The sequence below is a fragment of the Sporolactobacillus terrae DSM 11697 genome, from assembly GCF_000648615.1.
Taxonomy (GTDB): Bacteria; Bacillota; Bacilli; order Bacillales; family Sporolactobacillaceae; genus Sporolactobacillus; species Sporolactobacillus terrae.
The window spans coordinates 63,801-88,005 of sequence record NZ_JFZC01000034.1 but is presented as its reverse complement, the minus strand read 5'-3'; the positions used below and the strand labels follow the sequence as shown (position 1 = coordinate 88,005).

Annotated in this window: 42 protein-coding genes; 34 read left to right on the top strand and 8 right to left on the bottom strand. The window is 41.5% G+C overall.

Features of this window, described 5'->3' with window-relative positions:
* Window positions 1–308 precede the first annotated feature (308 nt).
* The 3 genes from AA84_RS0106130 (at window position 309) to AA84_RS17255 (ending at window position 3,986) form a co-directional block, all read left to right on the top strand.
* Window positions 309–1,724 (top strand): murein hydrolase activator EnvC family protein, encoded by a 1,416-nt coding sequence (locus AA84_RS0106130; protein ID WP_028976472.1) that lies wholly within the window; start codon window positions 309–311, stop codon window positions 1,722–1,724.
* Window positions 1,725–1,846: 122 nt separating this feature from the next.
* Window positions 1,847–2,995: a glucose-1-phosphate adenylyltransferase subunit GlgD gene (glgD, locus tag AA84_RS17260; protein ID WP_328286231.1), complete on the top strand. Its 1,149-nt coding sequence runs from the start codon at window positions 1,847–1,849 to the stop codon at window positions 2,993–2,995.
* A gap of 214 nt (window positions 2,996–3,209) precedes the next feature.
* The gene (locus AA84_RS17255) at window positions 3,210–3,986 is read left to right on the top strand and encodes an ATPase, T2SS/T4P/T4SS family (RefSeq protein WP_223362562.1); all 777 of its coding nucleotides are present in this window, start codon (window positions 3,210–3,212) and stop codon (window positions 3,984–3,986) included.
* On the opposite strand, the gene AA84_RS18325 is transcribed toward AA84_RS17255, so the two are convergent.
* The 8 genes from AA84_RS18325 to AA84_RS0106085 all read right to left on the bottom strand — a co-directional run bounded on the left by AA84_RS18325 (window position 3,920) and on the right by AA84_RS0106085 (window position 9,008).
* Window positions 3,920–4,534 (bottom strand): site-specific integrase, encoded by a 615-nt coding sequence (locus tag AA84_RS18325; protein ID WP_051577834.1) that lies wholly within the window; start codon window positions 4,532–4,534, stop codon window positions 3,920–3,922. The two genes, AA84_RS17255 and AA84_RS18325, sit on opposite strands and share 67 nt — an antisense overlap.
* 9 nt (window positions 4,535–4,543) lie before the next feature.
* On the bottom strand, window positions 4,544–5,086 hold the full coding sequence (locus tag AA84_RS18320) for an Arm DNA-binding domain-containing protein (RefSeq protein WP_051577833.1): 543 nt from the start codon (window positions 5,084–5,086) through the stop codon (window positions 4,544–4,546).
* A 91-nt stretch (window positions 5,087–5,177) separates the two neighbouring features.
* Window positions 5,178–5,534 (bottom strand): hypothetical protein, encoded by a 357-nt coding sequence (locus AA84_RS0106110; protein ID WP_028976471.1) that lies wholly within the window; start codon window positions 5,532–5,534, stop codon window positions 5,178–5,180.
* Window positions 5,531–6,115, bottom strand: a complete 585-nt coding sequence (locus AA84_RS17245; RefSeq protein WP_051577832.1) for an ImmA/IrrE family metallo-endopeptidase — start codon at window positions 6,113–6,115, stop codon at window positions 5,531–5,533. The genes AA84_RS0106110 and AA84_RS17245 overlap by 4 nt, the downstream gene beginning before the upstream one ends.
* A gap of 84 nt (window positions 6,116–6,199) precedes the next feature.
* Window positions 6,200–7,267 (bottom strand): thermonuclease family protein, encoded by a 1,068-nt coding sequence (locus AA84_RS17240; RefSeq protein ID WP_051577831.1) that lies wholly within the window; start codon window positions 7,265–7,267, stop codon window positions 6,200–6,202.
* A 120-nt stretch (window positions 7,268–7,387) separates the two neighbouring features.
* On the bottom strand, window positions 7,388–8,044 hold the full coding sequence (locus tag AA84_RS0106095; protein WP_028976470.1) for a hypothetical protein: 657 nt from the start codon (window positions 8,042–8,044) through the stop codon (window positions 7,388–7,390).
* A gap of 37 nt (window positions 8,045–8,081) precedes the next feature.
* Window positions 8,082–8,534, bottom strand: a complete 453-nt coding sequence (locus AA84_RS0106090; RefSeq protein WP_028976469.1) for a hypothetical protein — start codon at window positions 8,532–8,534, stop codon at window positions 8,082–8,084.
* A gap of 111 nt (window positions 8,535–8,645) precedes the next feature.
* Window positions 8,646–9,008: a helix-turn-helix domain-containing protein gene (locus AA84_RS0106085; protein WP_037563093.1), complete on the bottom strand. Its 363-nt coding sequence runs from the start codon at window positions 9,006–9,008 to the stop codon at window positions 8,646–8,648.
* A 145-nt stretch (window positions 9,009–9,153) separates the two neighbouring features.
* Between AA84_RS0106085 and AA84_RS0106080 the strand changes: the two genes are divergently transcribed.
* From AA84_RS0106080 to AA84_RS0105925, 31 genes are all read left to right on the top strand, one after another.
* Entirely contained in the window at window positions 9,154–9,402 is a 249-nt protein-coding gene (locus tag AA84_RS0106080; RefSeq protein ID WP_028976467.1) for a helix-turn-helix domain-containing protein, read from the top strand.
* The gene (locus tag AA84_RS0106075; RefSeq protein WP_028976466.1) at window positions 9,402–10,118 is read left to right on the top strand and encodes a phage antirepressor KilAC domain-containing protein; all 717 of its coding nucleotides are present in this window, start codon (window positions 9,402–9,404) and stop codon (window positions 10,116–10,118) included. Before AA84_RS0106080 ends, AA84_RS0106075 begins: the two co-directional genes overlap by 1 nt.
* A gap of 49 nt (window positions 10,119–10,167) precedes the next feature.
* A complete protein-coding gene (locus tag AA84_RS19500; RefSeq protein WP_263282760.1) occupies window positions 10,168–10,296 on the top strand; it encodes a hypothetical protein in 129 nt (42 codons plus the stop codon).
* A gap of 15 nt (window positions 10,297–10,311) precedes the next feature.
* Window positions 10,312–10,650 (top strand): hypothetical protein, encoded by a 339-nt coding sequence (locus tag AA84_RS17235; protein WP_051577830.1) that lies wholly within the window; start codon window positions 10,312–10,314, stop codon window positions 10,648–10,650.
* A 60-nt stretch (window positions 10,651–10,710) separates the two neighbouring features.
* A complete protein-coding gene (locus tag AA84_RS0106060; protein ID WP_028976465.1) occupies window positions 10,711–11,274 on the top strand; it encodes a helix-turn-helix domain-containing protein in 564 nt (187 codons plus the stop codon).
* The gene (locus tag AA84_RS0106055; protein WP_028976464.1) at window positions 11,274–11,540 is read left to right on the top strand and encodes a hypothetical protein; all 267 of its coding nucleotides are present in this window, start codon (window positions 11,274–11,276) and stop codon (window positions 11,538–11,540) included. Before AA84_RS0106060 ends, AA84_RS0106055 begins: the two co-directional genes overlap by 1 nt.
* Window positions 11,537–11,680 carry a hypothetical protein gene (locus AA84_RS18945; protein ID WP_160168702.1) on the top strand — a complete coding sequence of 48 codons (144 nt, stop codon included), beginning with the start codon at window positions 11,537–11,539 and terminating at the stop codon, window positions 11,678–11,680. Before AA84_RS0106055 ends, AA84_RS18945 begins: the two co-directional genes overlap by 4 nt.
* Window positions 11,677–11,847: a hypothetical protein gene (locus AA84_RS18940; RefSeq protein ID WP_160168701.1), complete on the top strand. Its 171-nt coding sequence runs from the start codon at window positions 11,677–11,679 to the stop codon at window positions 11,845–11,847. The genes AA84_RS18945 and AA84_RS18940 overlap by 4 nt, the downstream gene beginning before the upstream one ends.
* Window positions 11,848–11,879: 32 nt before the next feature.
* Complete coding sequence (locus AA84_RS18935; RefSeq protein WP_160168700.1) at window positions 11,880–12,053, top strand: hypothetical protein; 174 nt, start codon at window positions 11,880–11,882, stop codon at window positions 12,051–12,053.
* Between the two features lie 14 nt (window positions 12,054–12,067).
* Window positions 12,068–12,277 carry a hypothetical protein gene (locus AA84_RS17230; protein WP_037563090.1) on the top strand — a complete coding sequence of 70 codons (210 nt, stop codon included), beginning with the start codon at window positions 12,068–12,070 and terminating at the stop codon, window positions 12,275–12,277.
* Window positions 12,270–12,548, top strand: coding sequence for a hypothetical protein (locus AA84_RS0106030; protein WP_028976463.1), 279 nt, complete (start codon window positions 12,270–12,272; stop codon window positions 12,546–12,548). The genes AA84_RS17230 and AA84_RS0106030 overlap by 8 nt, the downstream gene beginning before the upstream one ends.
* Window positions 12,505–13,464, top strand: a complete 960-nt coding sequence (locus AA84_RS0106025) for a YqaJ viral recombinase family nuclease (protein ID WP_037563088.1) — start codon at window positions 12,505–12,507, stop codon at window positions 13,462–13,464. Before AA84_RS0106030 ends, AA84_RS0106025 begins: the two co-directional genes overlap by 44 nt.
* Window positions 13,448–14,341 carry a recombinase RecT gene (locus tag AA84_RS17225; RefSeq protein WP_081791731.1) on the top strand — a complete coding sequence of 298 codons (894 nt, stop codon included), beginning with the start codon at window positions 13,448–13,450 and terminating at the stop codon, window positions 14,339–14,341. The genes AA84_RS0106025 and AA84_RS17225 overlap by 17 nt, the downstream gene beginning before the upstream one ends.
* A gap of 26 nt (window positions 14,342–14,367) precedes the next feature.
* Entirely contained in the window at window positions 14,368–14,844 is a 477-nt protein-coding gene (ssb, locus tag AA84_RS0106015; RefSeq protein WP_028976461.1) for a single-stranded DNA-binding protein, read from the top strand.
* A 35-nt stretch (window positions 14,845–14,879) separates the two neighbouring features.
* Window positions 14,880–15,884, top strand: a complete 1,005-nt coding sequence (locus AA84_RS18315) for a Lin1244/Lin1753 domain-containing protein (protein ID WP_051577828.1) — start codon at window positions 14,880–14,882, stop codon at window positions 15,882–15,884.
* A 13-nt stretch (window positions 15,885–15,897) separates the two neighbouring features.
* The gene (locus tag AA84_RS19495) at window positions 15,898–16,029 is read left to right on the top strand and encodes a hypothetical protein (RefSeq protein ID WP_268870274.1); all 132 of its coding nucleotides are present in this window, start codon (window positions 15,898–15,900) and stop codon (window positions 16,027–16,029) included.
* Complete coding sequence (locus AA84_RS17215; RefSeq protein WP_051577827.1) at window positions 16,016–16,390, top strand: YopX family protein; 375 nt, start codon at window positions 16,016–16,018, stop codon at window positions 16,388–16,390. The genes AA84_RS19495 and AA84_RS17215 overlap by 14 nt, the downstream gene beginning before the upstream one ends.
* Window positions 16,390–16,554 carry a hypothetical protein gene (locus AA84_RS19165; RefSeq protein WP_169736931.1) on the top strand — a complete coding sequence of 55 codons (165 nt, stop codon included), beginning with the start codon at window positions 16,390–16,392 and terminating at the stop codon, window positions 16,552–16,554. Before AA84_RS17215 ends, AA84_RS19165 begins: the two co-directional genes overlap by 1 nt.
* A complete protein-coding gene (locus AA84_RS0105990; protein WP_028976460.1) occupies window positions 16,551–16,748 on the top strand; it encodes a hypothetical protein in 198 nt (65 codons plus the stop codon). The genes AA84_RS19165 and AA84_RS0105990 overlap by 4 nt, the downstream gene beginning before the upstream one ends.
* Window positions 16,741–17,097, top strand: coding sequence for a hypothetical protein (locus tag AA84_RS0105985; RefSeq protein WP_028976459.1), 357 nt, complete (start codon window positions 16,741–16,743; stop codon window positions 17,095–17,097). Before AA84_RS0105990 ends, AA84_RS0105985 begins: the two co-directional genes overlap by 8 nt.
* Complete coding sequence (locus AA84_RS0105980; RefSeq protein ID WP_028976458.1) at window positions 17,090–17,425, top strand: hypothetical protein; 336 nt, start codon at window positions 17,090–17,092, stop codon at window positions 17,423–17,425. Before AA84_RS0105985 ends, AA84_RS0105980 begins: the two co-directional genes overlap by 8 nt.
* Window positions 17,422–17,667: a hypothetical protein gene (locus tag AA84_RS0105975; protein WP_028976457.1), complete on the top strand. Its 246-nt coding sequence runs from the start codon at window positions 17,422–17,424 to the stop codon at window positions 17,665–17,667. The genes AA84_RS0105980 and AA84_RS0105975 overlap by 4 nt, the downstream gene beginning before the upstream one ends.
* Window positions 17,664–18,185: a Holliday junction resolvase RecU gene (locus AA84_RS0105970; RefSeq protein ID WP_028976456.1), complete on the top strand. Its 522-nt coding sequence runs from the start codon at window positions 17,664–17,666 to the stop codon at window positions 18,183–18,185. Before AA84_RS0105975 ends, AA84_RS0105970 begins: the two co-directional genes overlap by 4 nt.
* 241 nt (window positions 18,186–18,426) lie before the next feature.
* A complete protein-coding gene (locus AA84_RS18815) occupies window positions 18,427–18,639 on the top strand; it encodes a hypothetical protein (protein WP_152540351.1) in 213 nt (70 codons plus the stop codon).
* 15 nt (window positions 18,640–18,654) lie between these two features.
* Window positions 18,655–19,989, top strand: a complete 1,335-nt coding sequence (locus AA84_RS0105955; protein ID WP_028976455.1) for a DNA cytosine methyltransferase — start codon at window positions 18,655–18,657, stop codon at window positions 19,987–19,989.
* 27 nt (window positions 19,990–20,016) lie between these two features.
* Entirely contained in the window at window positions 20,017–20,448 is a 432-nt protein-coding gene (locus AA84_RS0105950) for a class I SAM-dependent methyltransferase (RefSeq protein ID WP_028976454.1), read from the top strand.
* An 88-nt stretch (window positions 20,449–20,536) separates the two neighbouring features.
* A complete protein-coding gene (locus AA84_RS0105945; protein WP_028976453.1) occupies window positions 20,537–20,731 on the top strand; it encodes a hypothetical protein in 195 nt (64 codons plus the stop codon).
* Window positions 20,732–20,845: 114 nt separating this feature from the next.
* Window positions 20,846–22,414: an N-6 DNA methylase gene (locus AA84_RS18310; protein ID WP_051577826.1), complete on the top strand. Its 1,569-nt coding sequence runs from the start codon at window positions 20,846–20,848 to the stop codon at window positions 22,412–22,414.
* On the top strand, window positions 22,398–22,538 hold the full coding sequence (locus tag AA84_RS18930) for a hypothetical protein (protein ID WP_160168699.1): 141 nt from the start codon (window positions 22,398–22,400) through the stop codon (window positions 22,536–22,538). Before AA84_RS18310 ends, AA84_RS18930 begins: the two co-directional genes overlap by 17 nt.
* Before the next feature lies 1 nt (window position 22,539).
* Window positions 22,540–22,983: a hypothetical protein gene (locus AA84_RS0105930; RefSeq protein WP_028976452.1), complete on the top strand. Its 444-nt coding sequence runs from the start codon at window positions 22,540–22,542 to the stop codon at window positions 22,981–22,983.
* Window positions 22,984–23,130: 147 nt separating this feature from the next.
* A complete protein-coding gene (locus AA84_RS0105925) occupies window positions 23,131–23,973 on the top strand; it encodes a DUF4190 domain-containing protein (RefSeq protein ID WP_028976451.1) in 843 nt (280 codons plus the stop codon).
* Window positions 23,974–24,205 lie beyond the last annotated feature (232 nt).

Sequence of the window (24,205 nt, the reverse complement as noted above, 5' to 3'; positions counted from 1 at the left end):
CATCGTTTTTTTATAGGTACCAGGTGTCTCACAGTCAGTCATGGCTGTGAGATTTTTCTTTGCAAGAAAAAGAAACAAGGAAGATCCTGGAGTGGACAGAAAATTTCAATCGTTGATACACATAATTAACAATTCTTACTAAATATTCGTCAACTGAAACAAAGTTGTAATCGAATTGTGTCGGACGATCGGCGAATCTGTTGTTATAATAAGAAGTATGTTGAAATTGATAGAATCATTGTTTCATTGTTTCGCAGTTGGCGAATGAATCAGTTGATAAACTGAGTTTGCGTAAGGGGTTTGAATAAATGAATGTACCGAAGTTAAAAATTGTCGCATCAGTATGCCTCTCATGTTCGCTTGTGTTAAGTGTCAGCAGCGGACCGGTTTTCGCGGCAACGACCCAATCTCAATTAAAAGATAAATTGAACACGATTCAAGATCAAAAACAAAAGAATAAGGAAAATCTTTCAAAATCAAAGCAAAAACTCTCGAAAAATCAGAACAAGCAAGACACGGTGGTTGAAGCGATCAAAGCTACCGATAAGAAGATCAGTACCTTAAACGGAAGAATCAGCAGCACACAAACGGTTATCGATCAAAATAAACTGAAAATGGAGCAATTGAAAAAGACGATTAATAAGATTAATCAGCGTATTGACGCAAGGGGCGAGATTCTTCGCGGGCGGATTCGAACGATGTATATTAGCGGCGGGGCGGTAAACTATCTCGATGTCCTCATGGGCGCGAAGAGCTTTGGCAATTTTCTTGACCGCTTGCTGGCCCTTAAAATGATTACAGATCAGGATAATCGAATCATTAACGATCAAAAAAAGGATAAACAAGTTCAACAAAACAGCAAAGAAAAGCTGCAGAATGTTCTCGCGCAAACAACGAACGCGTTACATAACTTAACCACGATGAAAACCAGTTTAGATAAGGAGAATAATCATAAACAAGGCTTACTTAAAGATCTTCAAAACCAAGCGGATGACATTGAAAAAACTGTTTTTTCGACAAGCGAACAACATGACATATTGAGTGCCCAAGAATCTGTAGTTAAAAAGCAGCTTGACGATTTGGCAGCGGCAAAAGCAAAAGCAGAAGCTGAAGCAAAGGCGAAGGCAGAAGCAGAGGCGAAGGCAAAAACGGAAAGAGAAGCGGCAAAAGCAAAAGCAGAGCGGACGAATACAGCAATTGCGAAGAATGCTGCAGATAGCAGTACATCTGCAGCAGCCGACTCAGATTCGAATCAGAGCAGCGGCACGGTTGAGAATGCTCAGCAAACATCTGCTGAAACGGTTTCTTCGGCAAATACGAGTGCTCAATTCATCAGACCCGCCGCGGGTTATATCTCGTCAGGTTTCGGCTACCGTTCATTTGATCATGGATTTCATCCGGGAATTGACATTGCGAACAGTACAGGTACGCCAATTCATGCGGCAGCCGACGGGATTGTCTTCAGAGCTTATCAATCGTCCAGTTATGGAAATTGTATTATGATTTCTCATGTGATCAATGGACAGCTCATGACAACCGTATATGCCCATTTGTCAGCGATCAATGTATCAGAGGGACAAAGCGTCTCGCAAGGACAGACGATTGGTGCAATGGGGAGTACCGGTGAGTCGTTCGGATCACATTTGCATTTTGAAGTCTATAATGGACGTTGGACACCGCCGCCGCACAATGGTGCGGTGAATCCGCTCAATTATATCAATTAAAGAGGTTTTCTTGAAGAAGAGCTAGCTTAAGCAGCTGTTCTTCTTTTTTTATTCTGATTCCCTGTTCGACGCATAAAGTTATGGTATACTTTTTTGTTTTGCATTTGTAGCGGGATGAGGAGCTGATCAAACTGAGGAATCAAAAGATTTGCGGCATAATTAATTTATCGGACTCAATGGAAACGTCAAGGCTTTTAACGGTCAGCAAACCTTTGGCAGCACTTCCGTTTTGCGGCAGTTACCGACTGATTGATTTTCCATTGTCGAATCTTACTGCAGCCGGATCCGAGTCGATCGGTATTTTTATGAACGAACAATACCGTTCCATTTATAATCATGTTCGCAGCGGCAGCGATTGGGATCTCGATGGAATCAGCGGAGACCTTTTCTTTTTTGCACCGGGAATTGATCAATCACGGTACGGACAGAATCATGAAGATCTTGTTAATTATTATGACAACCTTGAATTTGTTGAAAAATCAGATTCAGACTATGTCGTCGTCTTGGGGGCACAGGTTCTGTGTAATATCGACTTGCGCGCCTTATTGCAAAATCATCTCGAACAAAAAGCAGCCATTACCGTTGTCTATAAAACGGCGCGGCGAAGTGAGGGTGAAAGCCTTCCGATTGTAGAACTGGACATGAGCAAAAATGGAAGAATCAAGGGGATGGTCTCAGAAGAAACGTTGGACAAAAAACGGGTGCCGATAAACATGGAAATTTATTGCATGAAAGCATCGCTTTTTATAAAAGTTGTACGCTGTTCAGTTGCAAGAAATGAAGTGTACTATTTGCGTGAAGCGCTGCACCAGGCGGTTGCAGAATTTTCCACTTATGGATTTGAATATACAGGTTATATGAAAAAAATCCAGTCAATAAAAGCGTATTATGATGCAAATATGGATATGCTCAAGGATGCGAACCGGATTGCCCTTTTGGGAGGCAGCCATCAGATAGGGACAAAGATGAAAAACGAAGTCCCCGCCTATTATGGACCTAAGGCTGCACCATATCATGCGTTAATCGGTGAGGGGTGTCGGGTGAATGGCTGTATCCGTCATTCGATAGTGAATCGAAATGTTTCAGTTTATGAAGGAACGAATCTTGAAGACTCCATCATCTTGGAGGATTGCATCATTGGCGAAAATGTGTACTTAAAACATGTGATTGTCGGACAAGGTACGTACGTAAAACCAAATACACGAATAACCGGACGAGCGGATCAGCCCTTTGTCCTTGAAAAGAAGCAGACGCCTCATAGGATTCCTTGAATAAGCTAATAGGTTGGATCAATCGCTCATTCGAAATGAGCGTTTTTTGCCTGCCATTATCAATTTAAAGGATACGCAATTTTTTCCTCTCTTTTTTTAAAAGTTAGCTTTTCAAAAAGGAAATGAAACCTTACGCGGTGAATTAATATATAGTAAACCCCTGTATTTCGAGATCAAGTCGGCCTGCACAAACAAAAGGAAAGCAGGTGAACTTGTGTCGGAAATCGACAGCAGTACCCTTGAGAAAAGTCGAGATTTATTAAAGCGTGCCCATGAATCCGGTGCTTCTGACCTTCACTTTACGCCGCGCGAGAAAGACACACTGGTTGAGTTAAGAATTAATGGGTATCTTTATGAACTCAGCGTCCTTAAGCCCAGTTCTGCAGAACAAATCATCAATCATTTCAAATTTTGTTGCGGGATGGACATTGGTGAACGCCGTCTCCCGCAAAGCGGAGGTATGCGGGTTGTGATTAATCACGATCTTGTATATTTGCGCGCATCGATCCTTCCCACTGCAAATGAAGAAAGCCTAGTGATTCGGCTGCTTCCTCAACAAACTGAGCTGCCCATTGATGATTTAACTGTATTTGAAGAAGCCAAGAAAGCTTTATGCTCGCTCCTTTCTTATGACAGCGGGTTGATTTTAATTTCAGGGCCGACAGGATCCGGGAAAACAACCACGCTCTACTCCATCCTTTCAACCTTGCAGCGCCGTTATCGTGCACGTGTCATTACAATTGAAGATCCAATTGAAAAAAAGAACGATGCCTTCGTCCAAATGGAAGTTAATGAAAAAGCACATTTTACCTATGCGGAGGGCTTTCGCGCATTGCTTCGCCATGACCCGGATATGATTATGATTAGAAGCAAGAAACATTGTTATATCAATGTTTATCGGATGCATTACATTGAAACCGACCACTATTTGACCACATTCATTTTATTTTTGTTCATATTCAGTCGTTCGGAGAGAAGAGCAACACCTTGAACCTGCATTTCCGGTTTAACATGGGAATAAAGATCAAGAGTGATTTTTACGCTTGCATGACCCAAACGTTCACTTACAATTTTAGGATTTACTCCAAGTTCAAGAAGCTGGGTAGCGTGCGTGTGTCGCATATCATGTATTCTAATCTTGGGCACGCCTGCAGCTTTAATTATACGATTAAAAAATTTATTGATGTTTGTTGGCCGCATCGGGCGACCATCGTCATAACAAAAAAGTAAGTCATTGTCATTGTATTTTTTTCCATAAAGCAATTTTAATGCACCTTGTTTACTTATTTGATCCTTTAAATATTTTTCAATCGTTTCGTCAAATAGGATTGTACGCTTTGAGTACGAGGTCTTTGGCGAACAAACAAACGCTCCGCCTTGCATTTCGTAAACACTTTGATTAACATGAATTTGTTTGGATTTAAAATCAATATCTCTTTTTCTCAAACCAAGAACTTCGCCTTTGCGCATCCCTGTATTTAGTGCAACACCAATAAAATTTGAGTACATAGAAGTATGATGACGATTAATATATTTCAAAAGCTTTTCTTACTCCTCAAATGTCCAGGTCTTCATGTGCTTATCTTCTTTCAGATTTTTAATTAATGAAAATGGATTAAAGAAGATGATCCGTTCCGTTACAGCTTTTTTAATCATAGATCGAACTATATTCAGCGCTTTATTAATGGATACATTATTTAAATCCGTCTCTTCGATTAGATAGTCTAGAAACTCCTCAGCATGCCTAGCATTCAGTTTTTCTAGTGTTATGCTGCCAAGAAAAGGAACAATATAATTATTTATTTTTCCTCTATATTGAATAAAAGTGGTTTCGGCAATACGTCCTTTTTTCGATTTCAAGTATTTTTTAGCGTAATCTTCAATCTTGATATTCCCCGCCTGAACATTGATACCCTGATTAGCTTTATCGAGCAAATCCGCTACTTTGCGCTCGGCTTCTTTTTTCGTTTCAAATCCTCTTCGACTGAGTTGTCGGCGTTTACCAGTCATTGGATCATTGGGAAGGTTAATCGTAAATCCCCAAGTATATCCTTTTGAATTTTTGGCAGGTATTTTTCTAAAGTACGCCACGACTAAAACCTCCTGTAAGAAAAAAGATTATGACAAGCATATTAATCAGCGAACACTAATAAAAGAGCATAAATATGCTGGAATATGGTTATCAGATAATTAATTTAGGTATATCATCAAATAAATAGCAACTGTTTGACTGGATTTGGATGACGTCGGCAACAAGTATGATAAAGTGGTCGATTTCTTCAATTACTGAACCAATACGCTGTTTAACCATTAATAAGTCAATGCCAATCTCCTCGTATCTTCTTCCAGTGGTGAGTTCGGCAAGGGAAATACTACACCCGATTGAGTCATCAATATATTCTCCAATAAATATTGAGTCGTAGTTCAGCGCATCGATGTATAGCTTGTTTTCAACTTGTGTCGCCTCGCGTAATGGCACTTTTAGCCAAATAGGCCGCTTTACATCATCAGAACCAATATCATAAATCAATGTGTTCATACAAGTTTTGCTCCTGTTTGTTTTGAAAGCTGCTTCATAATCCTTTTTGTTTCGTCTGAGCAGTTTTGAAGAGCGAAGGGTTTGAATACTGGAACGTACCGTTCTCGCTGACGGCGCTGCTCCCAGTAGGTTTTCTGACGGATATCTTCGATCCGTTTATGCGCTAGCGCCTTTGTGACGTTAAATTCCTCCATGATGCTGTTCATAGTGTATGGCTTGCTAAAATCGATCATATGGAAGGGGATAGCGGCATACATCGCAAATAAATTGGCGTCCCACTCTTGGTATTCCCGAAGAGATTGGGGCATGTTGGTTTGATCGCCATAATGGCGTAGCACATGACCGAGTTCGTGCAAAAACTGTTCATGTTGTTCAGGAAGCTGTAGCCGCTCATCGGTTACGATAAAAGAACCTAGCTCATTAGTTTTGGATCCGGCAATACCAAAATGATTAGTGTACTCAATATCGAAAGCTTTGCAAATTTTACTCGAGCATATATCACTAGGATAGAGGATACCGGCTTTTATAAGGGTGTCAGATACCCATTTTTCCACAAGTGGAGGAGTGTATGGTTTGTTCAAATTAATCACCTCAATATTTCAAGAACATATGTTCGATTATAGAGCAAAAAGAAAAGCCCGTAAAGGGCAATTTATGTTTATGTGTTATCTCTTCGATCTTCGATACCCGGCATTGATCGCATCTTGCTCAGTATTAAACCACACGATATTGTCCTGCGTTCGGTCGTAATACGCACCTCCAGGAACGTGATAAATCTTTGTATTTGCATTACCTTTTATTTTTCCTCTGTACTGCGTGCTCTGCTCCTGGTCATCAGCCGGATTGTTTTCAAAGGGCTTGGTTGAACTGGTGGAATTGGAAGCAGCGGGTTTATTAGCGTTGTTATTATTTGATGGCGCGCTCTTTTTTGGAGTTACCGCAACTGATTTTTGAGAACTGCTGTTACTTGAATTGTTGTTTGATGATGTTGTTGTATCTTTTTTCTTCACTGCAGCCTTTGGCGTATTGAAGCCTGAATCTGTCACATATCCATTAATTGACCAAATGCCTAGTTTATTATTTTTAGCATAGTTTTGAGCTGCATTCAGTTTGTCCAAGTGCTGTGTGTTTGGTGGATAGATGTAAGCAACGCGGGCAAGTCCTTTGCGTACAATCTTTTCATTGTAAAGTTGACCATTCGGAAGGTAGATGAAGGCGAGCAGGCGTCCATATTTGTCACGTTCGTATCCTTTCTTACCGATCTCCAACTTAATCTTGGTTCCGACCGGCATTTGACCGACAGCGAATGCAGACGCCTTAATCCCAAAAGGCTGCACCGGTGTACCTGGTTTATGTGTTTCCGGTGTATCGATCAGCAACATGCGGATCGTTTCGTCTTTGCCTTTAAAGTTAACGTGGAGCGTATCGCCGTCAACTTCTTTTGTTACGGTTGCGGTGACAAGTTCTTTAACTGCATCTGCTGCAGTCTTTGGTTTTGATGCTTGAGACGACGAGCTATCAACTGATGTCGTTTGGGAAGAATAAGAAGAACTATCCGATAAACTATCAGCGCTCGATGATGAATTGGATGATGCAGAGCTTGAATCTTTAGCAACTGATTCAGTTTTTACTGTGCTCGAACTATCGCTGTTGTCGGTAGCGCTAGTGGAACTGCAAGCTACAAGCGATATTGAGATTAAAATGGACAGTAGTAGTGCGGTAATTCTTTTCATGATTTCCTCCATAATTTCGTCTTATTTATGTAAATGCCTTGCGGCAAAATACCTAAGTAGGGGAAGCGGAACGATGTGTAGATCAAAGGGGTATTCCTTTCTCTGTGTGGTTGAAAAACGTTATTTTAATAGTTTGCTCATGTAGTAGTTATCAGTAATATTAGGATATTGGGTGTAGTCAAATGAATCCCATTGGATCTTCTTAGCGACGCTTTTTGTCAGCCCAACCTTGGCCAACGTTCCGACTGATTTTTTACCGTATTTATCCACTACATCAGCATCCCAAAAGACTACGACTTCATTGACTTTCTTGATTTTGAATTCTTTGCTCATAATTAAGGATGTTTGGTAAAGTGCTACTCGTTTGGTAGCTTCGTTTGATTTGATATGAATGAGGACGATTTTTCCACCATCATTTTTTCCAGTATCGTCATTAATATCGACTTCTTCAACTTTGCCTATTTGAGGCTTAGCTGAAGATTTTATTTTTGTTTTTAATGTTTCCTGATTAGCGGAAGATTGAGCGGATGCTAGAGCTTCTTCATCATCTTTCGTTAAATAAATACTATCTGATGCTTTCGAATTAGAGTTATCACTAGACGGCTTATCATCTTCATTGAAGAAAAGCGATGTAACGACACACACAGCAAAAATAACTATACTTGCCGCAAATAATTTCACACCCTTTTTTCTCATTTTCTTAGGAATCATCAAAACGGCTCCCACAAAAAAAGATACGATTGATAAGGCGGTAATAATTGAAATGGAAGCAATCATCGATATCCCCCTATGAATATTTATATAGATTAAGCGTTTAAAACTTCTTACGTAATCGTTCAAAGCCTTCTTTGCCGATTTTGTCGTTCGGCGCAAATATTAACTGGACCTTAGTTTTATAAACACTGACTATGTTCTCTCGCGAACCTTCGCCATTAGTTAGCTTCAGTAAGATATATCGGATCGTTTCACCTTTCTCTTTTTCTTTAATAAGTTTCATGACTTTAATGTCAGAATAATGTTCACTAAAAACGCCATCATCTTTCATAGAAGACATCATAGCTATAAGGCTATTATCTTTTGACATTAAATCATTCATTGCTCGATATTGGTTCGATTCTTTACCACTGTACATTGCTTTTGTGAAGTCGTAAGCGACTTGTTCTGCTGTTGAAAATTGATCTTTTGGAATGCCGTTTACACTCTGACCACAAGACGAAAGAATTAAAGTGGAAATAACTGTCAATAGAATAAGTGCTTTTATCTTCATAAAATCCCCCCCTATGAATATCTATCTATTAAATATGTACTACCTCAATAATAATAAAAATCCCACACCTAAACGGGCGCTCTTTGAGCGTCTTTTTTCATGGTGTGGGTTTCAATCGCTGTCTTTATTTTGTCTTTTTTGTTTTCTACGCTGAAGCATTTTGTACACTTGTTCAAGGTCTTCTAAGTCTTCCTCGGTAGCATCATCTAAGTCGAAGAAGAAGCGGCTTTCCGACCGTTTTTCGGGATTTTTTATGTCCGATAAGCCTAATAAATAATCCGATGTCACCTCGTAATACTCGGCAAATTTTGCTATTAAATCAGGATCTGGATTTGCTTTCCCCGTCTCGTATCGAGAAAGTTGAAAATTCGTTATACCGAATCGCGAAGCAGCCTCTTTTTGGCTTAGTCTTTTTGATTCTCTCAACTCTTTTAATCGATCACCAAGGGCTTTTTTCAATAAAATTACCCCCATAAAAAATCATCCCCTTAATTTTATCATCTTTGCGTTTAATGCAAAAATAAATAGCGAAAAACGCTAATTTAGTATTGACGTAGCGAATAATGCAATATATAATATGAATATGGAGTTGCAAAAAACGCTACGGAGGTGATAAGGAATGGCAGTTCTAAACCTTGAGAAAATAAAGGATTTGAGAAAAGAAAAAAAGTTATCTCAAGAAGAACTTGCTGAACTGTTAAGGTTTAAAAGCGTTTATTCCTATAACAGAAAAGAACTTGGACACGTTAAGTTTTCGGCAGATGAGTTACATGCACTAGCGATTTTTTTCAAAGTTCCATCAGAATATTTTTTTGATCAGGATGTAGCGAAAAACGCTACGAAAGATAAAGAAAAGGAAGTGATCTAATGAACCAGCTTATCCCTACTCATCAAACAGAAAATGGTGAATTGAAAGTTCATGGTCATGAACTTTACGAATTTCTTCTAATCAAAGAAAGATATTCAAAATGGTTCGAGCGAATGACCGGATATGGCTTCACAGAAGGGGTTGATTATAGCCCGTACCAAATGGTACACCCCCAAAATCTTCAAGTGATCGAGGATCACAAAATGACAATCAACATGGCTAAAGAAATTTCAATGCTTCAGAGAACGCAACGCGGCAAAGAAGCGCGACAGTATTTTTTAAAACTTGAGATGCTTTGGAACAGTCCTGAAATGATCATGAAGCGTGCGCTTGAATTCGCAAATGCCAAAATAAATGAACTTAATAATACGATTGACATCCAGAAGCCAAAAGTCCTGTTTGCCGATTCCGTAGCCGACAGTAACGGGTGCATCTTGATTGGCGATCTTGCAAAGATGTTGAAGCAGAATGGAATCGACATTGGTGCTACTCGATTGTTTCGCTGGATGCGTGAAAATGGCTATCTGATCAAGCGTAAAGGAACAGATTACAACATGCCAACGCAAAAGAGTATGGAAATGGGTCTTTTTAGGATTAAAGAAACAGCGATCACGCACAGTAATGGATTTGTAACGCTATCTAAAACGCCAAAAGTTACTGGCAAAGGACAACCATATTTCATAAATAAATTTTTGAAAAACGGTGTTCCGGCATGAACAATCTACCCAATGCCTGATTACAAAGCAAAAAGGAGGCGGATCAAAAATGACTGAAGCCGAAAAAGAACTGATTGAAAACCTTGCTGAAGAAGCAAACCAAATCATCGCGAGTAACGGCTTTAGTGAGGACGTTAAAGAAATCGTCCAAGCCATCGCCACGCTCAAGCACAACTGAAAGGAGGCGACACAAGTGTTCAAAGCTGAATTTGACGACGATTTTATTAATTTGTTGGCTGACAAGATCGCTGATCGTGCCTATGAGAAACTCACCGATCGATTGAGCGTTTACAGTGACTGGCCGCCGATACTATCAAAGGCTGATTTGGAATCCTATTGCGGTATCAAGAACAACAAAGCATCTGAGCTGTTAAATGATCCGCGGCACTTCCCAGTTACACGTGAGCTTGGTCGTCCGAAAGTTGCGAAGCATCTCCTTATCTTATGGATTGAGCAGAACACCGAATGGGTGAAACTGAATGCGCCAGTGCTTTATCGGCGATTGGATGAATACCGAAAGACGGCGGTATGAAAGTAACAACTTATGATTCTATCTTAACTGGAAAATAATAGTAGATTTGGAGGCGAACATATGACGAACAAAGCGTATCCACGCTACATTTTGAAAAATATAATGCATGACGATCGCATTGAGGCAGGAATAAGTCAAGAAGCAATTGGCAAATGTCTAGGCAAAACTCAACGTCAAATCAGCGATTTTGAAAATGGCTACATCAATGCAACACCAGAGTTTATGATTCGCTGGTTCACGGTTTTAAAAGCCTACGAACATATTGACCTTGTCCAGTACATTTACAGTCTACATCCACTGGCTGCGGTGCCGATTACGCCGGAATTAAACGACAACGCAGCCGAGGCGCTGATCAACTTGCAGGAGCAAATCGACGAAGCAGAGGACAAGCTCGGAACGATTCGACATTGGATCAGCAACCTACGTCCAACTCGGATTTCGGTACTGAAAACAGATGATTGGCAGCAAGTTTATGACGTTTATCGAGCATTGCAAACATTCCTTTACGCAGGAATGAGAGAATTTGACTTAGATGTTGACGACCTGACAAGCCGTTGGTCAACAAAGGCATTAACTCAGGGCGTGGCAATGACCTATAAGCCGAAAAAGGCGGCGATGATGTAATGAACCTCTTCACGGACGAACTGAAAGAACATTTTTCAGATAAGGATTTACCGGCGGTTAAAGAACGTATCGAATGCATTGAGCGCATGTTTCATGCATGGCAATTAAGAATCGCTCTTGGCGAATTGGAGGACGCCGACACAAATATTGATGAAATTTGCAACTGCATGGACGAGCTGATCGCACTGGTCAATAAGCCGGAACAACCGTTTTTACCGACTTTGGAGCATCTAAAGATCGTCAGAATCGTGGTGAAAAAGAAATGAACGAGGTTTTGGAACGCATCACAGAACTGGAAGACCTGCACGCGAAAGCACAACGCAAAGGTATGGCCGTTGCTGAATGTTTCTTCTATCGGCAGCTGATCGAATTCAAGGCAATCGCGAAACGAGGTGAATTGAAATGACAATCAAGCAATGCAAGCGTTTAATTGGTAAACAAATTCATAACTTCGTCATCATCGGCGTTAGCGAAAAGATGGGACACGCCATTGTCCATTGCAAGCTAACGGATACCGGTCGCACCGGATCACTAACAGGCGGCGAACTGAAAAAGTTGATTTGCGGTATCTGAATGCAAACCAAAAACAAATAGAGGTGAACTGAATGCCTGAAAAAGATTCTGCTTATTACAACCAAGCATTTTTCGGCTATGTGATGCTTGCTGCAGATCGTCTCGGATACGCGGAAGAACAGGAAACGAAGTTACTTGCTGCTCTATTGCGTGTGATGGATGATAACTCGTTTGAGCAAGCAAGGGACATCTATTTGAACCACTGAGAGGGGGTGATTGCATGAGCATCGAAAACGGAATGGTTCTTGGAAGTCCTTTGTATGGGCCATCATCTAAACAGCATAAACCGATTGGCCGTTGTGAAGGCTGCGGCGAAGCAATATATGATGATGAATGCTATTGGGAATTGGCTGACGGAGAGATGATTCACGATGAATACGAGTGCAAGTTTGTGTACATGGCACAGAGAGGAGTGAGAAAAAATGTGTAACTATCCATTCATGCAAGACTTGGATGCGCAGAAGCTACTAGCCAAGCACGGCGGAAGCATTGGTTTTGATCGTTATGGCCGTCCTTCATTCCAGTTCAAAAGCGGTTCAGATTATCAAGCGTTCATCAAAGATTTTGAGCAGACGAAAAAGAACGCCGGCCAGGGCGCTCTTAATGAAAACTCTATCAAGTTAATCAATAACTCTATTTTATCAGGAGGTGATGCTGATGTCCATGAACGCCATATCGACTGCAAATATGAGCCGAGCTGATTGGCTCATGGAACGCACCAAGGGCATTGGTGGAAGCGACAGTGGCATTGTCCTAGGGCTGAATAAGTATAAGACACCATTTGAACTCTGGCTTGAGAAAACAGGAAGAGTGACGCCGGAAGAAATTGATTCAGAAGCGATCTACTGGGGCAATCAGATGGAAGATGTGGTTGCACGAGAGTTTATGAAGAGGACTGGGAAGAAGGTCCACAATGACAATCATATGCATTTCCATCCGGATTATCCCTTTATCTTTGCGAATGTCGATCGGCTGCTTTACGGGGAATCAGCGGTGCTTGAATGCAAGACCGCATCGGCCTATCTGGCGAAGCTCTGGAAGGATGATGAGATACCAGATACTTATTTAACTCAGGTGCAGCATTACCTTGGTGTTACCGGTCTTGATCACGCGTATATCGCCGTTTTAATCGGTGGAAACAAATTCGTTTACAAAGAAATTAATCGTGATGACGAGCTGATCTGGATGATCTTCAATGCAGAAGTGAAATTTTGGAATGATTATGTGATCGCTGATGTTGCACCTCCGCTTGATGGAACAAGCGCTGCTGAGAAGTATCTGAAAGAGAAGTATGAGCGTGCGGAAGCTGAGAAAGAAGTCGTGCTTGGTTCTGATAGCAAGGCTCTGATCGAAGAGTACCTACAGCGAGAAGAAGAGCTGAAGCCGCTGATGGAACGCCAAAAAGAAATCAAGAATCTACTTAAAGCTCAGATGAAAGATGCAGAGAAAGGCATCGTTGGCGACTATATTACAAAATGGTTTAATATCACGCAGCATCGCGTTGATAGTAAAGCATTGAAAAAGAAGTTCCCTGACGTTTATCAACAAGTGCTCAACGAATCAACGTATAGAAAATTTGATATTAAGGAGAGACCAGTAAATGGCGACAGCAAGTAAGCTCAAAAACCAAATCGCAAATCGGAACAATGCACCTGGAGAGGGAATTCGTCAGTACGATCTAAAACAATTGATGAATTCAGACACGCTGAAAAGACGTTTTAATGAGCTTCTTGATAAAAAGGCACCGCAATTCATGAGTTCAGTTCTGAACCTTTACAATTCGGAAACTCAGCTTCAAAAGGTACAGCCATTGAGCATTGTATCCAGTGCGATGGTGGCAGCATCCCTTGATTTGCCGGTCGATAAAAACCTTGGCTATGCCTGGATCATTCCTTATGGAAACGTAGCTCAGTTTCAAATGGGCTATAAGGGCTATATCCAGTTGGCTCTTCGCACCGGACAGTACAAACATATCAATGTTATTTCAATTCACGAAGGCGAGTTAAAAAGCTGGAATCCTCTCACAGAGGAAATCGAAATAGATTTCACTGAAAAAGAAAGCGACAAGGTGATCGGGTATGCAGCCTACTTTGAATTAATCAATGGCTTCAAAAAGACCGTTTATTGGACTAAAGAGCAGGTTGAAAAACATAAACAACGGTTCAGCAAGTCCGATTTTGGATGGAAGCGTGATTGGGATGCAATGGCTACCAAAACGGTTTTGAAAGCTCTGCTGTCCAAGTGGGGAATCCTATCGATTGATATGCAGGCGGCTACTACAAAAGATGAAACGGTGCGACAACTTGTTGATGGTGATGATGGTCTTGAGGATAAAGAAGTCATTGATATTGATCCTCACGAGCTTTCAGAAGCGCAGCAAACAATTGCTGAAGATTCATCAGCAAAGACCTCCAGTCAGTCAAAAGATAACGGAAAGAAAGATGCCAAGATGACCGAACCGGATCTTCCGTCAGATGAAGAGTTGCCATTTTAATTACGGACGAAAAGAGATGAGCTTAATTGATTAATCGAGTGGTTTTGGTCGGTAGATTGACCAAGGATCCGGAATTGCGATACACGCCCAATGGCGTCGCAGTTACAAGTTTTGCCCTAGCCGTCAATCGTCCTTTTAAAAAACAAGATGGTGAGCAAGAGGCAGACTTTATTCCAGTTGTTGTATGGCGGCGTCAAGCCGAGAACGCTGCCAACTTCTTGAGTAAAGGAAGTCTCGCAGGTATCGATGGACGAATTCAAACAAGAAACTATGAAAATAATGAAGGACGCAGGGTGTACGTGACGGAAGTGATTGCCGATTCAGTGCAGTTTCTCGAGCCGAAAGGGACGCATTCTAGCGGTCAATCAACAAGCGGGAACAATTACAGCAACAGGAGCAGAAGCACCGGTACAGAACAATCTCAGGGCGTTCCAAGCTTTGATGACCCATTTGCAGGAGACAGCAAGGCTATTGATATTAACGAAGACGATCTGCCGTTCTAAAAGATTGAGACATTCAGCAAGGGAGGAGGGATAAAGTGGCCCGTCCTAAAAAAGAAGGATTAGATTATTTTCCACTCGATGTAGACACCGATCAAGACGACAAAATAGCGCTTGTAGAAGCTAAGTACGGAGTAACTGGATTCGCTGTTGTGATCAAACTATTCATGAAAATTTATAAGGAAGGTTACTTCTATAAATGGGGAGAAAAGGAACACTTACTTTTCTCCAGCCGAGTAAATGTTGACATTAATACCGTTTCAGACGTTGTAAATGATTGCATTAAGTGGGGTTTGTTCGATCAAAAAATCTATGAATCTGAAAAAATATTGACCTCTGAGGGCATACAGAAGCGCTATTTAGACGCGGTGACCAGACGAAAAGAAGTTACTTTGGAAGGAAAGTACCTGCTTATTAATCCATTAGAGTATATCGGAAATAGCAAAATTAAGGTCTATATCATTAATGTGGACGGAAAACGAGTAAATGTAAACATTAATGATAGTAACGGTAAGCATCAAGTAGACAGTAATCCCCAAAGTAAAGTAAAGGAAAGTAAAGTAAAGGAAAGTAAAGAAGAGAATTTAAAAAACAACGATGAGGAAATCGCACAGCGTCAAAAATCAATTGTTGACAAATTGATCGCAAATAATCTTCTCACACCTGGTGGGATAAACGAGACGTTACGAGATGATATTGCAGATATATTCAACAAGTTTGGGTTTGAGAACCCGGAAGATGTAATTGATTTTGGAATCAAGACCGCAGCTCGTGGAAATGGTCGTACTTGGCGCTTTGTATACAAACGGATTTGGTATTGGCGACAGCAAGGTGTTCATACGGTTAAAGATGCTGAACGGTTAGAAGATGCAGAGTTTGAGCACAAGCAAGTGTCACCTAGCAAAAAATTCAATAAAAAGTCTCAACGGCAAGAAGTTGTTCCGGAATGGATGCACAAGCAAAAACAGGACAAGCCACCAGAGGATCCGGAAGAGGTCAAGCGGCGCGCTGAGTATCTGGACGAATACCTGAAATCGATTTGAGAGGAGCAGCTGAATGACAACGCTAGCAATCTTAATCGTCGCTCCAATTGCTCTACTCAGCCTAGCGACGTATGCCGCGTATTGTAAGGGCTGCGAACTAGAGGATCAGCTACAGAAAGAAGGCACAAAAGATGAAAAATCCTAAGTTTCGGATATGGCTTCCAAAATCCAAAATCTTAACTGATGATCCTGGCTCATTCTACGTAACAGCAGATGGCGACGTTCTGGATATTAATAACGATTTACCATTCGATGAAGAACCTGTCTTAATGCAGTATACCGGGCTTTGTGACAGGACTGGTCGAGAAATATGGGAAGGGGACATTCTTGGCAATACACTCGGTGGCGTGATTGGCAGAGTATTTCACAGCACCATGTATGCTCAATATGTCGTTGCGGGGTTAGGATTTTCTGAACCGTTATCTGAATATAGAATATCTGAAATTGAAGTACTTGGGAACAAATATGAAAACCCATCACTTCTTGAAAGGTTAGGTGCTGATTGATGGGTGAAATTGCAGAAATGATGCTGAATGGATTCTATTGTGAACAATGCGGTTGTCTGATCGACGGTGAAGAAACAGGTTATCCGCGGCTGTGTGAGGATTGTGCGGAAGAGGAACGACCACATAAACGCAAACGGAACCGGAAGAAGGCAAAGAGAAAATGAGGGAAATGATCACTTTGCCACTAGACGATGTGGAAGATATGCGTAATGAAATATTCTGCTTGAACATTAAAAATGATCGTCTGACAGATGAACTGAACGGATATAAACATCTGATCGATAAACTGAATTTGATTGCGCCAGATAAAGTAAGCGAAGCGATAGACATGCAGGAAGGGAGCAAGAGCGATGAGTGAAGAAACATATGTACTGAAAAATTGGAAGTCTGAAAAGGTACTAGAAAAATTGAATAGCATTTCAGGTTATGCAGGTTTCAAATGTGCTATCGAAGAAATCCACCAAGTTAATGGAAAAGAAGACGTGATTGACATGGCTAACGCTTGCTGGAGTCACAAGAGGATTGTCAATCCGATGTCTCCGAAAGAGGAATTAAGGCTCTTACGTGATGCATATGCAGGACCTGTCGATATTACCAATTTGGGTGCAGCCAAAGGCGAAGAATTAATTGATAGTGTCGTTGAGATCATCGCCAGAGAGCATCCTGACGTGAAGGATTGGCTCAAGGACGGCGATCACAATGCTTAAACCCTTCACAATCAACGGACACCATATAGACGGCGAGTTACTCAAGCGAATGGAACAAAACGGACTGAATAAGAACAACGTGTTCAATCGGATCTGTGTGCAGAAATGGACGATTGAGGAGGCGGTAAGTACCAAGAAAGGCGAGAAACGGCCACCACGTCCGTTTCAGCCGAGACCAGTACTTGCAAGTGGACCGGTTAAGCATTACTTTCTGACAAAAGAGCAGCTGGCTGAGGTACATCAGAAATATGGTGGTCCTGGACAGCATTGCAAGGACTACGGCAGCGACAAGCAGCCAATTGCACTGAGAGGGGCGTGGCACGGGTGAGCGATCGATTGGAAGAAATCAAAGAACAATGGAAAGACGAAGGATATGATTTTGACCACATGCAAGAAATGGGCGAAGATCTCACTTGGCTTATATCCGAAGTTGAGCGGATGAGAGCAATAAATGAAGTGGTTTGTGAAGAACTGAGTGGCTATCAGAGCCTATTCGATACGCTCAACTTGATTGATCCCCGGGCTGTCGAAAAGGCAATTGACGTACAAGAGGACGGTGAAAAACAATGACCACACACGCGAACTTAGGCATGCAGCTGGAACACGAAATTGAATCTAGCAATCTAGTCTATCAGCACAAGGGGATTGCTGTTGTCCAAAAGATTCCAACGCCGTTTAAACCGATTAGAGATCGCAAGGGTAACTTTACCAAACTGATTCCTGCTAAGAAGAGCACGGTGGACTTTATCGGCTGTCTAAACGGTCGAGGCATCGCCTTTGACGCGAAGGAGACAATCGAGCGAACAAGCTTTCCACTGCGGAATGTGCACGATCATCAGACGCGGTATCTGAAACGCTATAAGGATTGCGGCGGCTATGCGTTCCTGCTCGTGCGGTTTGTTAAGCACAACGAGACTTATATCCTGCCGATCAAGGAATTCGTGAAATGGCATGACGCGGTGCCGAATGGCGGGCGGAAGTCGATACCGTACAGTTGGTTTTGTGAAAACTGTGTCACGGTATGGAGTCGGAACGGGATTGCGCTCGACTATCTGCATCCGTTTCTCACAAAGAAGGTAGCGACATGAGTCGCCGCCGGTGGATATTGCTCAAGCGTTATGAAAATAGATGGCCAGTATGGAGATATGAACCTCTTCAGCGTTACGACCTGAAGGCGAGGATTAGGGATGGATGGAAAGAAGTGAGGGAAAAATGAACAACCCCGAAACATTTAAATGCCCATGTGCTATCTGCCATAAACGGCCGGCTACTCGGTATTGCGATTATGTGATTGACTGTTGGCATCCACAAATATTCCTGCGGGACCGTATGAGATGCGTTAAGGAAAATGAACCGAGTTATGAGACTTGTGATGTGCCGATGTGCGAGGAATGCGCCAAAAATATTGATCGTGAAATTGACTTCTGTCCGTATCATTTTGAACTTTACCAGAAGGCAAAAGAGATACCGGAAAAATGGAAAAAAGAACAAGCAAGAGTGAAGAGACAGATCAATACAGAGTTACTGAATGGAAGTGATTGAAAGGAGATTAGCAGATTGCCAGTTAAACAGCTTGATATATTCAGAGAAATTATAGTCGATAACTTCGCCGGCGGAGGCGGGGCGAGTACTGGCATTGAGTTGGCAACGGGATTGAACGTAGATATTGCAATTAACCATGATCCAGATGCAATCGCGATGCACAAGGCAAACCATCCCGAAACCAAGCACTATTGTGAGAGCGTGTGGGATGTTGATCCCAAGAAAGCTTGCGAGGGCCGCCCAGTTGGATTGTGCTGGCTGTCTCCGGACTGCAAGCACTTCTCCAAGGCAAAAGGTGGCAAGCCGGTAAGTAAGAACATTCGTGGCTTAGCATGGATCGCAATAAAATGGGCAATATCGGTAAAACCACGTGTAATCATGCTTGAGAATGTCGAGGAATTTAAGACATGGGGGCCGTTGATGCTCAACTCGAAAAATCAATGGGTTCCTGATCCAAACAAAAAGGGCATGACATTTAAGTCATTTGTGAAGTCGCTGAGATCGCTTGGTTATCGGGTGGATTGGCGAGAGTTGAGAGCATGTGATTATGGGGCACCTACAAGTAGGAAACGTTTTTTCCTAGTCGCTAGACGTGACGGAAAACCGATAACATGGCCAGAATCTACGCATGCAGATCCGCGAGAATTAACTGTTCAGGTAGGATTGAAAAAGCCGTGGAGAACAGCGGCAGAGGTCATAGATTGGTCGGTACCGTGCAAAAGTATTTTTAAGCGCAGAAAGCCATTGGTTGAGAATACGATGATTCGGATCGCAAAAGGGATTGAGAAATTTATTGCTAATAATTCAAACCCTTATATCGTGAAAGATGATCGAGTGATGGCATCGTTTATCAGCCAATATCACAGTTACGATGTGGACACGTCAAACCGATATGCGTTAACCTGTGCGTTCCTCACAAAGTTTTATAAAACGGGAATTGGTTCGGATGTTCGGCAGCCAATGCCAACCATAACAGCGAGAGCACAGCATATCGGAGCGGTTCAAGCCTTCTTGATCAAATATTACGGGCAAGGTATTGGACAGCCGGCAAATACACCGCTTGGAACGGTCACAAGTCATGACCGGTTCGGCTTGGTGAAGGTTTACGGTCAGCCATACCGGATCGTAGACATCGGCATGCGGATGCTGCAGCCGAGAGAGCTGTTCGACGCGCAGGGTTTTCCACACAATTACATTATCGATCACGACTTTGAGGGCAAAACGTATCCGAAAAGCAAACAGGTTGCGCGTTGTGGAAATGCGGTTCCACCACAATTCGTGGAAGCGTTGGTTCGTGCGAACATGCCGGAATTGTGCGTGAAGAAATACAAGTGGGCTGTGGCAGAGTAGACAGCTAAAGCGAAGGAAGGTAAGAGGATGAAACCAATATTGGATGCGTGCTGTGGAAGCCGAATGTTTTGGTTTGATAAGCACAATCCTAAAGCAGTTTACATGGACAATCGGAAATTAAAAGACAATTTATGTGACGGTCGAACATTGGAAGTTAATCCTGATGTGGTTGCCGATTTCCGAGACATGCCATTCGGCGATGAATCTTTCTATCTAGTAGTTTTTGATCCACCGCATTTAATCCATGCCGGAAACGGTGTACTCGAAGATACATGGAAAGAAGACATAAAAAAAGGTTTTGATGAATGCATGAGGGTGCTGAAACCGAACGGAACACTGATTTTTAAGTGGAATGAGGAACAGATCAGGCTGCCTGAAATCATAAAGGCGATTGGTGAAAAGCCGCTGTTTGGAAATAGACGAAGTAAGACACATTGGATGGTTTTTATGAAAAACTGATTCGCAGTACGACCCTAAAGTGCAATAAAAAAAGCCGGGTCGCCCCGACAATCCGATGCCTATATCTTACCATAAGGGGCGATACCCAATGAACATTAACAAAGAATTTATCCAGGTTGATCCAGCCACGATGAAATCAGAAATAGATGCAAAAGAAAATGCTGTATATCTTGTAAGTAATGGACAAGCAGTTAAGTATCCTATGCCAGAATTTGGTACAATAGAGGTATCATTTAACAAATATAAACCAGCAAGACCACAGTATAAGATCATAGCTGAATAACCGCCTGGCCGGGGAGAACGGAGGGCACTGATTGAGCGTTTACGCGCTTGAATTGGTGTCCTCTTTTATTTGTTTTTGTTATTGACTCGGACAATAAAAAAAGGAGTGGTCAAGATGGAATTGAAAGAAACAGCGGATAAATTTTTATCGGCACTTGGTTGTGATACCTTCTCAGAGCTTCCAGATCGGATTATGAAGGCGGTTATGGACGGAGAGATAAAAGCATACGAAGAATATTTGAAACTCTGCCCTGATCTAACTGTGGACTGGATGCAGCGAATCTATCAGTTTTATCTGGCAGACCGTGAGGAAAAGAAGCAGGACTTTACGCCGGTAAGTCTTGCGAAGTTGGTTGCAAAGCTGACAGAGCATAAAGAGGAAAAAGTTGTTTATGACTGCTGCACCGGATCCGGGGCTTTGACGATCCAGAAATGGAATACCAACCATAATCTGAAATTCGTGTGTGAAGAACTTGATGAAAATGTCGTTCCGCTTCTTCTGTTTAATCTAGCTGTGAGGAATATTGATGCGACGGTTATTAATGGTGATGTGCTTGCCGAGTCACATGATAAGACATATCGGGTTATTCCGGGTAAAGACCACGCTCAGGTGAAAGTGGTTGATTACAAAAATTTCAAGGCGGACAGTGCGATCGCAAACCCACCGTACAATATCAAATGGGAGTGGCCAATCATTGGCGAATTTGACCCGCGGTTTACTGAAAGCGGGCTTCCACCAAAAAGTAATGCCAATTATGCCTTTATACTCCATATTCTCAGCAAGTTGAAATCAAATGGACGGATGGCCGTCATCCTTCCAAATGGATGCTTGACGTCGGATCCGGAGCAGAATGTCCGGGAATATCTGGTCTCAAATGGAAAAATGGAATCGGTCATCATGCTCCCTGATAAGATGTTTGAATCAACAAGCATTCCCACATGCATCTTGTCTTTGACCCCGAAAGACAATGAAAACATATCCATGATTGACGCTAGAGAAAGCGCCGAAAAGTTTATTAGAGAGCAGCGCGGCGGATCGACCGATGCGGATGTGACACACAGAGCGAGAATTTACAAGAAAGAGATCAATGTCCTGAAAGACGATTCCATTAACAAGATTACCGCAACAGTTCATAAAAAGAGTGATGAAGCGGATTTTTCAAAAACAATTGATGTTGACGATGCAATGATGAATTCCTTTGTCCTAACTCCGAGTCGGTATATTGAACATAAAAATGCAGAGGTGGAACATCGTCCATTGTCTGAGATCGCAAACGATATCCATCGCCTGAGTGTCGTTAAAAATGCTGTCAAAGTAACGATAAACGAAACAATCGCTAAAGAACTTGGCTTCGACGATTTAGCAGAAACGATGAAAGAAAACAATGATTTGATTGCAGAAAATAATCGCAACATGAAGAAAATAGGGATCAATCTGGATCTTCAAACTGACCGGTATATCACGATGTCCCGATCGCGTGTATTGAAGATTGAATTGACGGATAAAAATGATGTTCCTTCTGTTTTCCGAATCATCATGTTGCTAATGACACAAAGGTGCATGTTTTTTAATGATGAAGAAAACAAATTGATGCGAGAATTGCGCGATGCTCTTCTCCCTGAATTGATGTCCGGTCGAATCCGCGTGCCGATGGATGGTGAATCCGATGAACAAGAAGCCTAAGCAATCAAAGAAACGAGTGAACCGGAAACCGGACATATCGAAACATGAGCTGCGTGAAATGATGGGGCAGTTTGACCAAACTTTGGAACGCCGTCATGGTGCGCTGCGTAGGAAGGGGCGGTAAGATGCCTAAAACAAAGCTTCTGCCCCTTGAATTGTATAATGACCTCTGCAAAGAAATTGACTGCCTGTATCTGCGAATTAACCAGTTGGAGACCGAACGCGACTATTATTGGCAAATGGGAACGCATCCGACAAAGGCGATGATGCCGCTTGATCGTGCGCTAGATGAAATGTATCGAGTGGATGATGTACTGATTCCCCTGAACCGGATCATGAACGATAAAGAGCAAACTAAGCGAGATATTGAAAAGAAAATGAGCGAATTTAACGGTATTGAATACAAGGTCGCGTATCGACGGTTGCAAGGCTATTCATTGGTTGAGATCGCTGACGAGTTAGGCTACAGCTATGATTGGATCAAACACGTGAATGCCAGAATCAGCAACGGACTGTTCAAAAAAATATCAAGATACTTCCGAAACACAACACCAAGACGACACTTCTAGTTGGATTTTTTATGTTATCCTTATATCGTAAATAAGTGCAGAGAAGGCGTACCTTCGGTACTTAATATATTTAGAGAAAAAGGCATCCGAGAGGGTGCTTCCATTTTCCTCCCTTTTATCCGATAATCAGATAAAGGGAGGATTATCTTGAAAAAAATAACCAAAATTGATTACGTATTTATTGGATTTGTCTTCTTATTATTTATATTATGTGCCGTAGCTATTTTTAAGACATTTGGAATAAGTACCGATGAACTCATATCTGGTTATTTAGGAATAGTCGGCGCAATCATTGGTGGACTTGTTGCTGTTTATGTAGCGTTTATTCAGATAAATCAAATCAGGCAGCAAGATATAGAAAACTCGCGGAATTATTTATCGGTTTACTCCACAGGCAATGATTTGCATGATTTATTCAATGGTAAAATTGATCATTTAAGAAGAGAAACAGGGAAGTTATTGGTTACTGACGACTATGAATACTTAACAGAAGATATTAATACAATCTACCCTAAATTAAAACATATGTCTGACTATAGGATTGGGCAAAAGGAATATGATATTGGGAAGAAAGTCAATACAGTTAGATGTTATTCAATAACTGTATTTGGAAACTCAGACGCAATTATAGATTGCACTATCGAAATATTGATTAGTGATGATGAAAAATTAACAAATACAGATACACTCAAGATTTGGATTGACAACATAGAAAAGAACCAGGAATTAATTATTCCTTTATGTTCGCAGAAATTAAAGATGCTTCGTCCTTATGTAGACAGTATTGATATTACTTATCGCACACTCAAAAATGAAAAAATCCATTACTCTCAATCAGAGAGAAAACAAGAAATTATTTATAAACAATTCAAAGGCAAAAAGAAGACTGACAATAGCTTGATAATGGATATCGATGATACAGCGACGAAGTTTCAATACTTAAGTAAAAAGGAAAAAATAAAGTTTAACAAGACTGGCAAAAAAGATTAGGCGCTCCTTCGGGGGTGTTTTTATTTTGCATAAATGGAGATGGATGAGTTGAAAGAAGAGGAATAATTGAGAAGTAATTAATATGTATTGCATTCGCTATTGTTTTTAACACATCCGTTCAACCCCAAAGGAAAACCCTTTGGATTATTTAATTTTTACTTCTTTGTCGCTGTTTCTTAAATTACAATATAGATTCTAATGAATATCAAATCAATTACAATGAAGCATAATT

What these genes read in the sequence shown, in the direction of transcription:
- AA84_RS0106130 (WP_028976472.1), top strand. Translation starts at nt 309, where the DNA reads ATGAATGTACCGAAGTTAAAAATTGTCGCATCAGTATGCCTCTCATGT.
- AA84_RS0106110 (WP_028976471.1), bottom strand. Translation starts at nt 5,534, where the DNA reads ATGAACACATTGATTTATGATATTGGTTCTGATGATGTAAAGCGGCCT.
- AA84_RS17240 (WP_051577831.1), bottom strand. Translation starts at nt 7,267, where the DNA reads ATGAAAAGAATTACCGCACTACTACTGTCCATTTTAATCTCAATATCG.
- AA84_RS0106095 (WP_028976470.1), bottom strand. Translation starts at nt 8,044, where the DNA reads ATGATTGCTTCCATTTCAATTATTACCGCCTTATCAATCGTATCTTTT.
- AA84_RS0106090 (WP_028976469.1), bottom strand. Translation starts at nt 8,534, where the DNA reads ATGAAGATAAAAGCACTTATTCTATTGACAGTTATTTCCACTTTAATT.
- AA84_RS0106085 (WP_037563093.1), bottom strand. Translation starts at nt 9,008, where the DNA reads ATGGGGGTAATTTTATTGAAAAAAGCCCTTGGTGATCGATTAAAAGAG.
- AA84_RS0106080 (WP_028976467.1), top strand. Translation starts at nt 9,154, where the DNA reads ATGGCAGTTCTAAACCTTGAGAAAATAAAGGATTTGAGAAAAGAAAAA.
- AA84_RS0106075 (WP_028976466.1), top strand. Translation starts at nt 9,402, where the DNA reads ATGAACCAGCTTATCCCTACTCATCAAACAGAAAATGGTGAATTGAAA.
- AA84_RS19500 (WP_263282760.1), top strand. Translation starts at nt 10,168, where the DNA reads ATGACTGAAGCCGAAAAAGAACTGATTGAAAACCTTGCTGAAGAAGCA.
- AA84_RS0106060 (WP_028976465.1), top strand. Translation starts at nt 10,711, where the DNA reads ATGACGAACAAAGCGTATCCACGCTACATTTTGAAAAATATAATGCAT.
- AA84_RS0106055 (WP_028976464.1), top strand. Translation starts at nt 11,274, where the DNA reads ATGAACCTCTTCACGGACGAACTGAAAGAACATTTTTCAGATAAGGAT.
- AA84_RS18945 (WP_160168702.1), top strand. Translation starts at nt 11,537, where the DNA reads ATGAACGAGGTTTTGGAACGCATCACAGAACTGGAAGACCTGCACGCG.
- AA84_RS18940 (WP_160168701.1), top strand. Translation starts at nt 11,677, where the DNA reads ATGACAATCAAGCAATGCAAGCGTTTAATTGGTAAACAAATTCATAAC.
- AA84_RS18935 (WP_160168700.1), top strand. Translation starts at nt 11,880, where the DNA reads ATGCCTGAAAAAGATTCTGCTTATTACAACCAAGCATTTTTCGGCTAT.
- AA84_RS17230 (WP_037563090.1), top strand. Translation starts at nt 12,068, where the DNA reads ATGAGCATCGAAAACGGAATGGTTCTTGGAAGTCCTTTGTATGGGCCA.
- AA84_RS0106030 (WP_028976463.1), top strand. Translation starts at nt 12,270, where the DNA reads ATGTGTAACTATCCATTCATGCAAGACTTGGATGCGCAGAAGCTACTA.
- AA84_RS0106025 (WP_037563088.1), top strand. Translation starts at nt 12,505, where the DNA reads ATGTCCATGAACGCCATATCGACTGCAAATATGAGCCGAGCTGATTGG.
- AA84_RS17225 (WP_081791731.1), top strand. Translation starts at nt 13,448, where the DNA reads ATGGCGACAGCAAGTAAGCTCAAAAACCAAATCGCAAATCGGAACAAT.
- AA84_RS19495 (WP_268870274.1), top strand. Translation starts at nt 15,898, where the DNA reads ATGACAACGCTAGCAATCTTAATCGTCGCTCCAATTGCTCTACTCAGC.
- AA84_RS17215 (WP_051577827.1), top strand. Translation starts at nt 16,016, where the DNA reads ATGAAAAATCCTAAGTTTCGGATATGGCTTCCAAAATCCAAAATCTTA.
- AA84_RS19165 (WP_169736931.1), top strand. Translation starts at nt 16,390, where the DNA reads ATGGGTGAAATTGCAGAAATGATGCTGAATGGATTCTATTGTGAACAA.
- AA84_RS0105990 (WP_028976460.1), top strand. Translation starts at nt 16,551, where the DNA reads ATGAGGGAAATGATCACTTTGCCACTAGACGATGTGGAAGATATGCGT.
- AA84_RS0105985 (WP_028976459.1), top strand. Translation starts at nt 16,741, where the DNA reads ATGAGTGAAGAAACATATGTACTGAAAAATTGGAAGTCTGAAAAGGTA.
- AA84_RS0105980 (WP_028976458.1), top strand. Translation starts at nt 17,090, where the DNA reads ATGCTTAAACCCTTCACAATCAACGGACACCATATAGACGGCGAGTTA.
- AA84_RS0105970 (WP_028976456.1), top strand. Translation starts at nt 17,664, where the DNA reads ATGACCACACACGCGAACTTAGGCATGCAGCTGGAACACGAAATTGAA.
- AA84_RS18815 (WP_152540351.1), top strand. Translation starts at nt 18,427, where the DNA reads ATGAGATGCGTTAAGGAAAATGAACCGAGTTATGAGACTTGTGATGTG.
- AA84_RS0105950 (WP_028976454.1), top strand. Translation starts at nt 20,017, where the DNA reads ATGAAACCAATATTGGATGCGTGCTGTGGAAGCCGAATGTTTTGGTTT.
- AA84_RS0105945 (WP_028976453.1), top strand. Translation starts at nt 20,537, where the DNA reads ATGAACATTAACAAAGAATTTATCCAGGTTGATCCAGCCACGATGAAA.
- AA84_RS18310 (WP_051577826.1), top strand. Translation starts at nt 20,846, where the DNA reads ATGGAATTGAAAGAAACAGCGGATAAATTTTTATCGGCACTTGGTTGT.
- AA84_RS18930 (WP_160168699.1), top strand. Translation starts at nt 22,398, where the DNA reads ATGAACAAGAAGCCTAAGCAATCAAAGAAACGAGTGAACCGGAAACCG.
- AA84_RS0105930 (WP_028976452.1), top strand. Translation starts at nt 22,540, where the DNA reads ATGCCTAAAACAAAGCTTCTGCCCCTTGAATTGTATAATGACCTCTGC.